The organism is Gammaproteobacteria bacterium (assembly GCA_040183005.1).
Taxonomy (GTDB): Bacteria; Pseudomonadota; Gammaproteobacteria.
This window is the reverse complement of the sequence record JAMPIW010000007.1, coordinates 121,723-136,039: the sequence shown is the minus strand read 5'-3', so window position 1 is coordinate 136,039 and position 14,317 is coordinate 121,723. Positions and strand designations below refer to the sequence as shown.

Here is a 14,317-nt window from a genome sequence, read left to right as displayed (position 1 = left end):
TATTTCCACCGTGAGATGAGCCTGGCGGGGCAAAAGTTGGGATCATGGAGGCATGATCGTGACATTGCATACCCAAGGATTACAAACGCTGACACAGGTACGCGCCTTTGTGTCGGGCAACGAGTCCATTTCGTTTACATTGACGGATCGCAATAAAGCCTACAGCTGGATGGCCGACACGCTCCGGCTGTTTGGTTACACGCGCTGCAAGCGTGCCGACAAAGGCCTGCTGCGGCAGTACCTGCGCAAGGTGACGGGGTTTTCCCGTGCCCAGGTGGCGCGCTGCATTACGCAGTTCACCGACGGCGGGAACATCCAGGACCGGCGCCGTGCGCCGACCGTGCCGTTTGTGCGGCGCTATACGGCAGAAGACATCCGCCTGTTGGCGCAGATGGATGCCCTGCATGGCACCCTCGCCGGCACTACCACCCGCAAGCTGTGTGAGCGGGCGTGCAAGGTGCATGGGGATGCCCGTTACACGCGCCTGGCGGGCATTTCCAACGGCCACCTGTACAATCTGCGCCAGCATAAAACCTATCAATCGGTGCGCGGGTCGTTCGACAAGACCCGCCCGACCAGGATCAACATTGGCGAGCGGCGCAAGCCCGCGCCTGGCGGTGCCCCCGGATACCTACGCGTCGACAGTGTGCATCAGGGCGACCTGGACGGGATCAAAGGGGTGTATCTGATCAATGCGGTGGATGAGGTCACCCAGTGTCAGGCGATCTGTGCCGTGGAGAAAATTAGCGAGGCATTCCTGCTGCCGGTGCTGGCAGCCATGATGGCAGCGTTTCCCTTTATAATTCGCGGGTTTCACAGCGATAACGGATCGGAGTACATCAATCACAAGGTAGCAGAACTGCTGGAGAAGCTGCGCATCGAGCAGACCAAATCACGCTCGCGCCAGACCAACGACAATGCGCTGGCAGAAAGCAAGAATGCGTCGACGGTACGCAAGCACCTGGGTTACAGCCATATCCCGCAGCACTTCGCCAGCCGGGTGAATGAGTTCACCATCGAGGTGCTGTCGCCTTACCTGAACTTCCACCGTCCCTGTCACTTTCCAACAGAGTACACGGACAAGAAGGGACGGATACGCAAGCGCTACCGTTATCAGGATATGATGACACCCTATGAGAAACTGCGCTCCCTACCGAAGGTGGAAGAGCATCTCGTCCCGGGAATCACTCTGGAAAAACCGGATGCAATGGCCACGGAATGCAGCGATAATGAGGCCGCCCAACGCCTCAACGAGGCACGGACAACGCTCTTTCAATTGATTAACAAAACCCAACATCGCGCCGCCTGAGCAATATCTCACCCATGCCCTCGCTCAGGCTCATGTCTGGATTGGAAAATACTATCTGGTGCAATCCCTACAGGTTATCAATCGCCTCGGCCAGCCGCTGCACCCCAATCACATCGAAATCCTTGATAGCCTGTTTGGGGACGTTGGCCTTGGGCACGATAGCGCGCTTGAAGCCGTGCTTGGCGGCCTCGCGCAGACGGTCCGGGCCGCTTTGCACCGGGCGGATCTCGCCCGCCAGCCCGACCTCGCCGAACACTACCAGATCGGACGGCAGCGGGCGGTTGCGCAGGCTGGAGAGTGCCGCGAGCAGTAGCGGCAAATCGGCGGCGGTTTCGGTGACGCGCACACCGCCCACCACGTTGACGAACACATCCTGATCGTACATGGCGATGCCGCCGTGGCGGTGCAGCACGGCGAGCAACATGGCCAGACGGTTTTGATCCAGCCCGACGGTGACGCGCCGTGGATTGGGCGAATGGCTCTCCGCCACCAGCGCCTGCACCTCCACCAGCAGTGGCCGCGTGCCTTCGCGCGTTACCATAATGACACTGCCCGGCACCTCTTCCTCATGGCGTGACAGGAAGATCGCGGAAGGATTGGTCACCTCACGCAACCCCTTTTCCGTCATGGCAAATACGCCCAGCTCATTGACCGCGCCGAAACGGTTTTTGATGGCACGGATCACACGGAACTGGCTGCCGGTGTCGCCCTCGAAATACAGTACGGTGTCGACCATATGTTCCAGCACGCGCGGGCCGGCCAGGCTGCCCTCCTTGGTCACATGCCCCACCAAAAACAACGCGGTGCCGGTCTGCTTGGCGAAGCGCACCAGTTGCGCCGCACTCTCGCGCACCTGCGCCACCCCGCCGGGGGCCGATTGCAGCATCTCGGTATAGATGGTCTGGATGGAGTCGACCACGATCACCTGCGGGCGCTCCTGCTGCGCCACAGCGATGATGCGCTCCACCTGTGTCTCGGTCAGCAGGCGCAACCGGTCGGCCAGTTTATCGCTCACCAGACCTAACCGCCGCGCGCGCAGACTCACCTGCTGCAACGATTCTTCGCCGGTCACATACAAGGTGGTGAGCGAACCCGCCAGCGATACCATGGCCTGCAACAGCAGGGTGGATTTGCCGATGCCGGGATCGCCGCCGATCAATATCACCGAGCCCTGCACCACCCCACCGCCCAGCACCCTGTCAAGCTCGGTAAAACCGCTGGGGAAACGCTGTTCCACACTGCTCTCGACCATCGCAATGGACTGCGCTGCGGATTCGCCCGCATAGCCATTGAAACGCGGGTTGCGACGCGCACCATCCGCGGCAGGGGCGATAGTCTCCACCAGGGTATTCCAACCGCCACAATCCGCACAGCGCCCCGCCCACTTGGGGGCTTGGGCGCCGCATTCGGAGCAGGTGTAGAGGGTTTTATCTTTGGCCATCGCTTGGTGAAACGTACCCTACGCTTTCTGATATACCTTTCTGCGAAACAAATCATTTCTGCGGCTGACCAGACGATCCAGAAACAACAAGCCGTCGAGGTGATCTATCTCGTGCTGCACCGCGCGCGCCTCGTACCCTTCAAATTCATAATGCAGCGCTGAGCCGAGCTCATCAAAAGCCTCCAGAGTGATGCGTTCGGCGCGAATCACGTTGCCGGTGTAATCCGGCACGGACATGCAGCCCTCGCGCCCCACCACGAAGCCCTCCCAGTGAGTGATTTCGGGGTTGACCAATACCAGCCGCCCGTGATGTTTGATCTTGGGTTTGCTGGAGACATCAACGATGACGATGCGCTCGGCACGCCCGACCTGCGGGGCAGCGATACCCACGCCGCCAGGACCGGCGCGCATGGTCTCCTCCAGATCGACGATAAACGCCCGCAGCGCGTCATCGAAGCGTTCAACCGGCTGTGCGATCCGTTCCAGACGCACGTCGGGATAGGTGAGAATTTCCAGTACCGCCATAGCACTAGCCGATCATGATATCGATAGGTTCGAGGTGCACCTGTATGCCTTTGCCATCCAGCACCGCCACCGCTGACTCCAGCGCCGGGATACCCTCCAGGGCGCGGCCTTCGATCTGCATGATATAGATAGGCTTGTCCACGCTGCCCGCCACATTGGATTGCAGATCAAGGATATCCAGGCCCGCCTCGGCCAGCACCCCGGTCACTTGCGCCACAATACCGGCGCGATCAGCACCGAAGACTGCGATGCGCACATCGGGTTCCTGGTGATGGTACAAGTCCCCCGCGATTTTATCGACATGAAGTTTCAGGCCCAGCGACTCGGTCACCGTGGCCACGAGCCGTGTCAGCGATGCGGTATCGCCGTCATGCTGCACCATGAGCATGACCGTAAAATTGCCGCCCAGGCGCGTCATGGAGGCCTCGCCGAGGTTGCAGCCGCCTTCGTAGAGCGCAGCCGTCACGCGCGCCACAATGCCGGGGCGATCCTTGCCCACCACCGTCAGCATGAACCAATGGTTAGTTAATCTGTTCATCGAAGCGAACTCCTATCCTACTGTGTCACAAAGCGCTGAAGGGCGCATTGCGGCGTTAAAATCGAACTCAAAATGCTCACATACTTCATGTATGCTCCGCTTTTTCGCCCGATTTTGCCTTGCACTGCATCCCTTGATCGCTTTGTGACGCAGCAGGACTATTGTGAATGTAGCGTTGAATGCACAACATAGATCACCATCACCCCTGCAGCTATCAGCACTGCCTGCTGAAACGTGGCTATCGGCTGCAAGCGTTTGTGCAGGCCGGGTATCAAATCCGCCACTGCGATATAGATAAAACTCGACGCTGCCACCGCCAGCACATAAGGCAAGATGGGTTCTACCCCCGCCAGACTGAAATAACCGAGCAGCGCGCCTAGCACGGTTGTCAGGCTCGCCAACATATTATACAAAAAGGCCTTGCGGCGGCTGAAACCGCTATGCAGCAACACGGCAAAATCACCCACTTCCTGCGGGATCTCGTGCGCCGCTACTGCCAAGCTGGTGACGACGCCCAGGTGAATATCCGTCATAAACGCCGCGGCAATCAACACACCGTCCACGAAATTGTGGATGCCGTCACCGATCAGAATCAACGTGCCTGCCGCATGACCATGATCGTGTTTAGGCTCCGGGACATGGGCCTCGCAGTGGTCTGAATGGCAATGCCGCCACAACACCAGCTTCTCCAGCACAAAAAAGCCCAGCAGCCCCAGCAGCACTGCCAGGGTAATGTTGTGAAAGTCGGTCACTCCGGGACCCGCCAGGGCATGGGGCAGCAATCCCAGAAATGCCGCGCCGAGCAGCGCCCCCACGGCGAAACTGACAAGATGCGGCATGGCGCGGCTGCGTAGCGCCTCGGGCACCAGCAAAAAAGCCGATGCCGCCAGCACGCTGAGCACACCGCCCAGCAGGCTGAAGAGGATGATCCAGGTAAGCAAATTCATTATGGGGTCTTTTGGCCGGAAACTTAGCCGCTCATCATACCTTATCTTGGCCTCAGAAGGCGTGGCTCGGCGCTTAGAGCCTATTCAATATCTCGCTGAAGGGCGCATCGCGGCGTTAAAAGCTAACTCAAAATGCTCATTTACTCGATGTAAACTCCGCTTTTTCGTTCGCTTTTGCCTTGCGCTGCATCCCTTGATCGAGATATTGAACAGGCTCTTATTCAATCCAAATCAGGCTCGCCATGCGCCCGGTAACGTCATCGCGGCGGTAGGAATAAAAATGCTGAGCCTCAGTGTATGTGCATCGTTCGCCGCCATAAACGGCTGTGACGCCCTGCCGTGCCAAGCGCTGCCGCGCAAGTTGATAGATATCCGCCAGCCAACAGCCTGCGGATGAAGGGTGAAATGCCTCAGCAGCGGCAGAATCATGGCTCGTAAATGCCTCGCGCACTTCCGAACCCACCTCGAAGGCGTGCGGGCCAATCGCCGGACCCAGCCACACCATAAGATCCTCGGGTGGAACCTGCATGGCGGCCAGCGTGACCTCAATAACCCCCGCCGCCAAGCCGCGCCAACCGGCATGAACGGCGGCCACCGTACTCCCCGCCTTGTCGCACAGCAACAGCGGCAAGCAGTCAGCCGTCAACACCGCGCATACCACGCCGGGCTCACGAGTGAAGCTGGCGTCCGCCGCGCAGCCTGGAGCGGCATGAGCTGCGTCCACTACTGTTATGCCATGCACTTGATTAAGCCACAGCGGCATCCCCGGCAAACCGAGCTGGCGCACGACTTGCGTGCGATTGGCGGCGACAGCCTGGGGAGCGTCGCCCACATGCCCCCCCAGATTGAGACTTGCATAAGGCGCGGGACTCACGCCACCCTGGCGCGTGGTAGTGAATGCGCGCACGCGGGGCGGGGCAGGCCAATCCGGCACTAGACCATCATTGCTCATGGGCAGCATTGTCTTCTCGTAATACTCGCAGCAGATAATCCATGTCGGCGGGTAGCGGCGCCTGCCACTGCATCACTTCGCCACTCTCGGGATGGGTCAGCCCGAGGCGCACGGCGTGCAGGGCCTGACGCCTGAAATTGCGCAGAGCCTCGGTGAATTGTTCGCTGCTCTGCGGCGGGATGCGCAAGCGCCCGCCATACACGGGATCGCCAAACAGCGGATAACGGATATGCGCCATATGAACACGGATCTGGTGAGTGCGCCCGGTCTCCAGATGCACCCGGACATGGGTGTGGGCGCGGAAACGCTCCGCGACACGGTAGTGAGTCACCGCTGGTCTGCCACGTTGGGATACCGCCATACGCTTGCGGTCCACGGGATGGCGCCCGATTGGAGCATCCACGCTGCCGCCGGAGAGCATCACCCCCACTGCTACCGCCTCGTATTCACGCTCAAAAGCACGTTCCTGAAGCTGTTGCACGAGATGGGTTTGCGCCTTGAGCGTTCGCGCCACCACCAGCAGGCCACTGGTTTCCTTATCCAGGCGATGCACAATCCCCGCGCGCGGCACACTGACCAGCTCCGGGGCATGATGCAGCAGCGCATTGAGCATCGTGCCATCCGGATTACCCGCCGCTGGGTGGACCACCAGTCCGGCAGGTTTGTTGATCACCAACAGTGTCTCGTCCTCATAGAGTATTTCCAGAGGAATCCGTTGTGGCTGCGACGACACCTCGTCCTCCAGCGTCGCCATCACATCAACGCGCTCCCCACCCAGCACCTTATCCTTGGCGCGTAACTGCCGGTCGTCGACCGTCACCAGCCCGTTGCGTATCCATTGTTGCAGGCGCGCACGCGAATAGCTGGAAAACAGCTCGGCCAACGCCTGATCCAGACGCATACCGGCCATTTCATGGGGAATTTTGGAAGATAAATGCTCGGTGCTTGACATGATTTCGAAAGACTCGCTAGTGGATAAGCAGTATAATGCGTCTGATGAACCTGCACTACTTCGCATTACTGTTATTTATCCTCGCCGGCTGCGCCGCCGCCCCTGCGACAGTCACAAGCCAAGCCCCACAGCGCGACAGCGCCAAAGACTGGAGCGACGTGCAACTTTACAACGATGGCAAGGCAGCGCTCCTGGAGGGCGATTATGAGCGCGCATCAGGCCGCCTCGAAACCCTCACGTTACGCTATCCATTGGCCGGCCATACCCAGCAAGCACTGCTGGACGCCGCCACTGGAATCCGCCAGCACGGCCAGAGCAATGCCGCAGTGGACATGGCAGAGCAATTTATCGCCAAAAACCCCAATCATCCCAACGTGGACTATGCCTACTACGAACGGGGGCTGATCGCCTTTCAGGACGGGATCGCCACGCTTGAGGCCGTAAAACCCGCGAACGCCACGCCACAGGACTCCGCGCAGGCACGGCGCGCGTTTCAATACTTCGCTGAACTCTTGCAAGGCTTCCCGACCAGCCGATTTGCCAAAGATGCGGCTCAACGTATGCTGCTGTTGCGCAACACGATGGCCCAGCACGAGTTAAATATGGCCAAATACTTTCTGGAACAAGGGGACCGCAGCAATGCTGCGGCTCGCGCCAAATATATACTCGACAACTACCAGCAATCGCCGGTTATTGCGGATGCACTGTCAATCATGACTCGCGCCAATGCGCCCCAGATCGACAAGACGCCGCAGCCTCCAATATTGGCGCAACCCACTGCACCGGCGCCTGCTGCCCTCCCCTCTCAACCTGCTACGGCAGCAGCCACGCAGGAAATCGTGGCGCGAAATACCACCCCACCTGATCGTGGCGATACAATACAACGCGAATCCTGGCTGCTGGCGCAAAATCCGGCACACTACACCATTCAGCTATCGAGCATGACAGATGAGGCCGCGCTGATAAATTTTATCAAAAAAACCGATGGCCTCCAGCGCAAGGCGTCATATTTCAGAGGCAGTCACGGCATGTATTCCCTACTGTATGGGATCTACCCCACGGAGGATGCCGCCAAAGAGGCCACAAGGGATCTGCCAAAAAACATGTATATTGCAAAACCATGGGTACGCGGCATCAGGGGCATCCATGAGTCCATCAAAAAAGCCGGTAGTGCGCGGTAGCATGGGACAACAACGCCACCTCAAGCCACTTCCCATTCAAACACAGACACATTTGACATTATGCGCTCCCATAACCTTATACTGATTCTGCTCATCGCCTTTTCCATCGGCGCCTGTAGCTCTCTGTCAAAAAAAGACGAAGAGACCAAGGACTGGCCTGCCAGTCGCTTATATGACAAAGCCAAGGAAAAACTCAAGGCCGGTGACTATGAAAAATCCGTCAAGGATTTCGAGACGCTGATCTCCCGCTATCCCTTCGGCCCCTACGCCCAGCAGGCGCAACTGGAAATCGCCTACGCGTATTATAAATACGATGAGCCCGATTCCGCCGTCGCCGCTGCCGATCACTTCATCAAACTCTATCCGCGCCATCCAAACGTGGACTACGCCTATTACGTCAAGGGCTTGTCCGGCTTCAATCGCGGCATAGGGACGATAGAACGCACGTTCGGCCAGGATCCTTCCGAACGCGACCCGCGCGCCGCACGTGAATCGCTCCAGTACTTCTCGCAACTGATAAAACTTTACCCCAACAGTAAGTATGCGCAGGATGCCTCCCAGCGCATGCTCTATCTATACAACAACCTTGCCCAGTACGAAATGCACGTTGCGGGCTATTACATGCGACGTGGTGCATATCTCGCCGCTGCCAACCGCGCCAGATACGTGATCGAAAATTATCCCACCACCCCAGCCACACCCACCGCGCTGGGCGTGATGGCCAAGGCGTATAAGCTGCTCGGCATGAACGATTTATCAAACGATGCACTGCGTGTGCTGGCACTCAATTATCCGCAAAATCCGTATCTGGCCGAGGTCAGAAATCTAGTCGTCAAAAACTAATAGGGAGGATCTGCCAATGTGGGATTTCTTTGCGACAGTGCGCCACCGCCATTCGGTGCGCAAATACCGGAAGGATATGCCGGTGGAACACGAAAAACTCCACGCGGTACTGGAAATGGCCTGCGCCGCACCCTCCGCCGGCGATCTTCAGGCTTACCAAATTATTGTTGTAAGCAGCCAGGAGGAGCGCGACGCATTAAGCCATGCCGCCGGGAACCAGGAGTTTCTCTCCGAAGCACCCATCTGCCTGGTTTTCTGCGCCGACCCTGAGCGCTCCGCGCAGCGTTACGGTGAACGCGGTACAACACTCTACACCCTCCAAGATGCCACCATTGCCGCAGCCTACACCCAACTCGCCGTCGTGGCGGCGGGCATGGGCTCAACCTGGGTGGGCGCCTTTGATGAAGATGAAGTGAAAAGGATATTGAATATCGAACCGGGCAAGAAACCGCTAGCCATGCTCAGCGTGGGCTACCCGGCAGAGGCGCCAGAACCGACTCCGCGCCGGCACCTGAACGAGGTCGTGAAGTATCGATAAAATCCCAATGTTAGCCATGGGCGCCTGCATTCCAACAAAATAACAGCCTTGACGCCACGTTATGTTGTTTAACTCCTACAGCTTTATCTTGCTGTTTCTCCCAATAACATTATTGCTGTTCTTTTGGTTGGGAAACAGCAGTAACCGATTGGCAGCCGCATGGTTGACCGCAGCGTCACTATTTTTCTATGGCTGGTGGAATCCGGCTTATCTGGGATTGCTGCTCGGATCCATCGTTGTCAACTATATTGCCGGAACCAGCATCTCCCAAGACCACGCCCGCCAACGCGAACAAAGAAAAAAATGGACATTGATACTAAGCATCAGCCTCAATCTGCTTTTGCTCTGCTATTTCAAATATGTCAATTTTTTCCTAGAGAACCTGAATGGAGCGCTAGACACGGGCTATCGGATAGGCGAGATTATTCTTCCGCTTGGAATTTCGTTTTTTACCTTTACCCAAATTGCGTTTCTGGTGGATGCCTATCAGGGGAAAGTGAAGGAATATGACTTCATCCACTACTGCTTGTTTGTTACCTACTTTCCGCACTTGATCGCCGGCCCTGTGCTGCATCACAAGGAAATGATGCCGCAGTTTGCCGAGTCGAAAACGTACCGGCTAAACTATGACAACATAGCCATCGGCCTGACGATTTTTTCAATCGGTCTTTTCAAAAAGGTGATCCTTGCCGACGGCATTTCCCCTTATGCCACGCCCGTGTTCGATGCTGCGGAACAGGGGCACACTTTGACACTTCTTCAAGCTTGGGGCGGAGCGCTGGCATACACTTTCCAGTTGTATTTCGATTTCTCTGGCTACTCAGACATGGCAATTGGGCTATCACGCCTGTTTGGGGTGTCCCTGCCGCTGAACTTTAACTCCCCTTACAAGGCAATTAACATCATCGAATTCTGGCGCCGCTGGCACATGACGCTGTCGAGGTTCTTGCGCGATTATCTCTACATTCCCCTGGGCGGCAACCGCAAAGGCCCGGCTCACCGTTATATTAATTTAATGGCGACAATGCTGCTAGGAGGTCTGTGGCATGGCGCAGGCTGGACCTTTGTAATCTGGGGCGGATTGCATGGTTGCTATCTCGCCGTCAATCACGCGTGGCGTACAATACGCCAAACATTGGGACACGATTTATCCAAAAGCTCCTTCTTCGGTCGATGTGCGGCTGGTTCACTTACCTTTATTGCAGTTGTCGTGGCTTGGGTTTTTTTCCGTGCGCAGAGCTTGGATGCGGCATTTGAAATTCTGCAAGGAATGGTAGGGGCTAATGGCATGACACTGCCAGCAGGGATCACCGGTTACATGGGGCCGTTCAGCTGGCTGATCGAACAATCGGCATTGCGATTCACCACCGAGGCAGACATTCAGCTCCTGCCAACTTATTCCTGGGTGGTGGCATTGGCAGCAATCGCGTTTTTAGCTCCCAATACGCAGCAACTGATGACAGAGCATGCCCCCGCGCTGGGATATCACGAGGAGCCAACGGGTATTGAGAACTCCCCGATGACGCGCAAATCAACATGGCAACCCAGCAACCGTTGGGCACTGTTGATGGCGGTCATAACCCTTTGCGGCATCTTGTCCTTGGGTCGGGTTACAGAATTCCTCTATTTCCAGTTCTAACAGCAATATGGGGAAAGCTTACCTAAAGACATACGCCACACTGCTCCTAACTGGAATTGCGTTTATCAGTGGCTTCAATTGGCTAATCGACCCATACAGCCTCTATCAAAGTCCGAGAATTTCGGGGCTTAATGTTGATAAAGTTGAATTTCTTAGTCATTTGAGGCTTACCAAAGCCTATCAAATTTCAAGGATAAAACCGACCGCTGTCATCCTCGGCACTTCTCGATCAGGGCGAGGGTTGTCCCCCGAACACCCGGGGTGGGGCAAAGAGCAGTGCTACAATTTAGCACTGCCTGATTTGGGAATGTACGAATTACTGCGCCACTTTCAGCATGCCAACGCCACTCGACCACTGAAATTAGCGGTAGTAGCACTGGATTTCCGGTCTTTCAACATTGAAAAACCAGGCGGCGCTTTCTCTGAATCGCGTCTAGCAGTCACGGCGAGCGGCGACGCAAATACTGCATACTTAGGCGCGCGGCTGACACAGCAACTTTCCACATTACTTTCCTGGGATGTCCTGGGTTCGAGCGTTGGCACCATTCGGCGGCAAGGCTGGACTAAAGACGCACTGTTCGACGATGGGCGCTGGGATCGAACAACCGAGCAATTTTTACACCATAAGGCGTTTGTCGCATACACCAAAAGCACGCTTGCAAGGCTAGATGAATATGCAACCAAGAATAATGAGCATGCTCCGTCTGGCGCAGCAGCCATACATCCCTCTTTTAATCATTACCGCACGTTATTGAGGATGGCATACCGGGACAATATCGACTTGAGATTACTGATTTCTCCGTCTCATGCCTGGCACTGGGAAGCTTTACGGATAAAAGGGGCATGGTCCAGGTTCGAGCACATCAAACGCATGCTTGTGCGTATCAATGCCGAGGAAGCGGAAAAGGCTGGCAAGCCCGCTTTCGCTCTCTGGGATTTCAGTGGTTACAATGATCTGTCTGTGGAAGAAGTGCCCGCACCCAACGACGAAAAGGGGCGCATGCGATGGTTCTGGGAGTCAGTACACTACAAGAAACCTTTGGGTGATTTAGTCCTGGATCGGGTGTTGGATTATCATGCAACGGGTCGTGTTGCCCCCCAAGACTTCGGGGTAAAAATCACACCTGCGAATATCGAAGAACATCTGAATAATCTTCAGAAGGGCCAAAAAGAGTGGGAAGAAGCCCACCCCAGGGACGTAGCCGAAATTTTACATATCAGCGAAGAATACGAACGTTCTCGACCATGTTGCGGGGCGCCATAAACCGAGGGCTTCTGTCAGAACTCGCCTCTCTCGGGCCACCGGGGCAAAAATCCAAAATCAAATCGCATCCAGATTTTCTTCACCGGTTCTTATTCTGACCACCCGCTCCACTGAGGTGACGAAGATCTTGCCATCACCAATCTTGCCGGTGCGCGCTGCCTGGGTAATCACATCAACGCAACGCTCAGCCTGATCTGCGGCAACCACGATCTCGATCTTCACCTTGGGCAGAAAATCGACTACATATTCCGCACCGCGATACAACTCAGTATGACCCTTCTGCCGGCCAAAGCCCTTGACCTCGGTTACCGTCATGCCGGTAATGCCTATTTCCGACAATGCCTCACGGACATCATCGAGCTTGAAAGGCTTGATCACAGCTTCAATTTTTTTCATGGTCAGCCTCTGCAACTAAAAAATGGTTAAGGAACCTCTGATTCATTCAGAGGTTCCCCGGCACACGGACGTGCCGACTTTTTTCAATCACGGCAAGTGATTGAAAAATGAAGAAAAGCAAAAATCACATTTTTTGCTTTTCGTGCTCTGAGAATTCCTGGATGGAATTATTCAGAGCTTCCTTAATAAAAAACGGTAATCGGATAACGCCTGTCGCGCCCAAATGCCCGCCGTGTAACCCTCACGCCCGGCGGGGCCTGGCGGCGCTTGTATTCATTGCGGTTCACCATCGCCAGCACGCGTTGCGCGGTAGCCTCATCAAACCCTGCTGCAACGATATCTTCCAGGGATTTATCCTGTTCGATATACATTGCCAGAATCGTATCCAATATTGGGTACGGCGGCAAGGAATCCTCGTCTTTCTGGCCGGGCGCGAGCTCAGCCGAAGGCGGCCGCTCGAAAATACGCCGCGGAATCACCGGAGACATTGAATTGCGGTACTCCGCCAAACGGTAAACCAAGGTCTTGGGCACATCCTTGATCGGCGCAAACCCTCCCGCCATGTCACCATAAAGCGTCGCATAACCCACTGCCATCTCACTCTTGTTGCCAGTGGTCAGGACGATTTTGCGCTTTTTGTTGGAAATCGCCATCAATATCACGCCCCGGCAACGCGCCTGGATATTTTCTTCGGTGGTATCGACCGGGACCCCCGCGAACTCCTCTTTGAGGCTATCGAGAAAGCTTTGAAACACCGGCTCGATGGAAATCACATGATGCTCAATACCCAGCGCCTGACTCAGCGCCTGCGCATCATCCAGGCTCATTTGCGCGGTATAGCGCGACGGCATCATCACCGCCTCCACCCGCGCCGCCCCGATTGCGTCAACGGCAATCGCCAGGGTTAATGCCGAGTCTATACCGCCCGATGAGCCTATCACTACACCGCGGAAACCGTTTTTCTCGATATAGTCACGCACCCCCAGCACCAGCGCATTGTAAACGCTCTCCTCCACTGGAAGCGGTGAGCAATTAACTCCTGGCAAGGGCGTGATCTTTTCATCCACGCGAAAATCCACTGGATACAAAGCTTCGGCAAAGGGCGCCCCACGCATTACCACACTGCCATCGGCATCCATAACCAGGGATTCACCATCGAAGACCAACTCATCCTGGCCGCCCACCAGATTCACATAGATCACCGGCATGGGTCCTTCACCGATGCGCTGCCGCAGCACCTCCTCGCGCTCATGGCCCTTGCTGATATGAAACGGTGAGGCGTTGAGATTTAGCATCAGCCGCGCACCCGCATCAAACGACTGCCTCATCGGTCCGGGATGCCACATGTCCTCACAGATAGTGATGCCGACCGGCACGCCCTTGATAGTCACAACACAGGGCTCGCTGCCGGGCTGAAAATAGCGTTTCTCATCAAACACACTGTAATTGGGCAGATGTTGTTTGTGATAGGTAGCCACAATTTTGCCGTCACAGATCAAGGACGCGGAATTATGTAACCCGCTTAACTCCTGGCTGGGATAACCGACGATCACATCGATGCCGGAAACTTTGCGCTTGATCTCTTCCAGACTGCGCAACACCCGCTTATGCAGCTCAGATCGCAGCAACAGATCCTCGGGCGGATAGCCGGTCAGCGTCAATTCGGGGAACACGATGGCGTCGGCATGCAGCTCATCGCGAGCCCGGCATGCGGCGGCAATAACTTGTGCGGCATTGCCGGCAATATCACCAACCCGCATATTGAGCTGGGCCATAACGATGCGAAGCTGGG

At 56.3% G+C, this 14,317-nt stretch carries 14 protein-coding genes; 6 read left to right on the top strand and 8 right to left on the bottom strand.

From position 1 onward, the window contains the following. The first annotated feature begins 52 nt into the window (after positions 1-52). Complete coding sequence (locus tag M3A44_06600) at positions 53-1,309, top strand: integrase (GenBank protein ID MEQ6341322.1); 1,257 nt, start codon at positions 53-55, stop codon at positions 1,307-1,309. A gap of 67 nt (positions 1,310-1,376) precedes the next feature. Here the strand turns inward: M3A44_06600 and radA are convergent, their stop codons facing one another. The 6 genes from radA to rluD form a co-directional block, all read right to left on the bottom strand. Further along, positions 1,377-2,750 carry a DNA repair protein RadA gene (gene radA / locus M3A44_06595; GenBank protein ID MEQ6341321.1) on the bottom strand — a complete coding sequence of 458 codons (1,374 nt, stop codon included), beginning with the start codon at positions 2,748-2,750 and terminating at the stop codon, positions 1,377-1,379. Positions 2,751-2,768: 18 nt separating this feature from the next. Continuing rightward, on the bottom strand, positions 2,769-3,275 hold the full coding sequence (def, locus tag M3A44_06590; GenBank protein MEQ6341320.1) for a peptide deformylase: 507 nt from the start codon (positions 3,273-3,275) through the stop codon (positions 2,769-2,771). 4 nt (positions 3,276-3,279) lie between these two features. Then, positions 3,280-3,813, bottom strand: coding sequence for an amino acid-binding protein (locus M3A44_06585; protein MEQ6341319.1), 534 nt, complete (start codon positions 3,811-3,813; stop codon positions 3,280-3,282). A gap of 158 nt (positions 3,814-3,971) precedes the next feature. Next, positions 3,972-4,760: a ZIP family metal transporter gene (locus tag M3A44_06580; GenBank protein ID MEQ6341318.1), complete on the bottom strand. Its 789-nt coding sequence runs from the start codon at positions 4,758-4,760 to the stop codon at positions 3,972-3,974. A gap of 217 nt (positions 4,761-4,977) precedes the next feature. Then, entirely contained in the window at positions 4,978-5,712 is a 735-nt protein-coding gene (pgeF, locus tag M3A44_06575) for a peptidoglycan editing factor PgeF (GenBank protein ID MEQ6341317.1), read from the bottom strand. Next, on the bottom strand, positions 5,702-6,664 hold the full coding sequence (gene rluD / locus M3A44_06570; GenBank protein ID MEQ6341316.1) for a 23S rRNA pseudouridine(1911/1915/1917) synthase RluD: 963 nt from the start codon (positions 6,662-6,664) through the stop codon (positions 5,702-5,704). The genes pgeF and rluD overlap by 11 nt, the downstream gene beginning before the upstream one ends. Before the next feature lie 35 nt (positions 6,665-6,699). Here rluD and bamD point away from each other — a divergent pair, with 35 nt between their 5' ends. From bamD to M3A44_06545, 5 genes are all read left to right on the top strand, one after another. Next, complete coding sequence (bamD, locus tag M3A44_06565; GenBank protein MEQ6341315.1) at positions 6,700-7,845, top strand: outer membrane protein assembly factor BamD; 1,146 nt, start codon at positions 6,700-6,702, stop codon at positions 7,843-7,845. A gap of 60 nt (positions 7,846-7,905) precedes the next feature. Further along, the gene (locus tag M3A44_06560; GenBank protein MEQ6341314.1) at positions 7,906-8,688 is read left to right on the top strand and encodes an outer membrane protein assembly factor BamD; all 783 of its coding nucleotides are present in this window, start codon (positions 7,906-7,908) and stop codon (positions 8,686-8,688) included. A 16-nt stretch (positions 8,689-8,704) separates the two neighbouring features. Continuing rightward, the gene (locus M3A44_06555) at positions 8,705-9,226 is read left to right on the top strand and encodes a nitroreductase family protein (protein ID MEQ6341313.1); all 522 of its coding nucleotides are present in this window, start codon (positions 8,705-8,707) and stop codon (positions 9,224-9,226) included. A gap of 61 nt (positions 9,227-9,287) precedes the next feature. Further along, positions 9,288-10,865 (top strand): MBOAT family protein, encoded by a 1,578-nt coding sequence (locus tag M3A44_06550; GenBank protein ID MEQ6341312.1) that lies wholly within the window; start codon positions 9,288-9,290, stop codon positions 10,863-10,865. 7 nt (positions 10,866-10,872) lie between these two features. Then, positions 10,873-12,129 (top strand): hypothetical protein, encoded by a 1,257-nt coding sequence (locus M3A44_06545; GenBank protein ID MEQ6341311.1) that lies wholly within the window; start codon positions 10,873-10,875, stop codon positions 12,127-12,129. A gap of 57 nt (positions 12,130-12,186) precedes the next feature. Here M3A44_06545 and M3A44_06540 read toward each other — a convergent pair whose 3' ends face one another. Next, positions 12,187-12,525 (bottom strand): P-II family nitrogen regulator, encoded by a 339-nt coding sequence (locus M3A44_06540; GenBank protein ID MEQ6341310.1) that lies wholly within the window; start codon positions 12,523-12,525, stop codon positions 12,187-12,189. A 182-nt stretch (positions 12,526-12,707) separates the two neighbouring features. Then, positions 12,708-14,300 carry an NAD+ synthase gene (locus tag M3A44_06535; GenBank protein MEQ6341309.1) on the bottom strand — a complete coding sequence of 531 codons (1,593 nt, stop codon included), beginning with the start codon at positions 14,298-14,300 and terminating at the stop codon, positions 12,708-12,710. Positions 14,301-14,317: the final 17 nt, after the last annotated feature.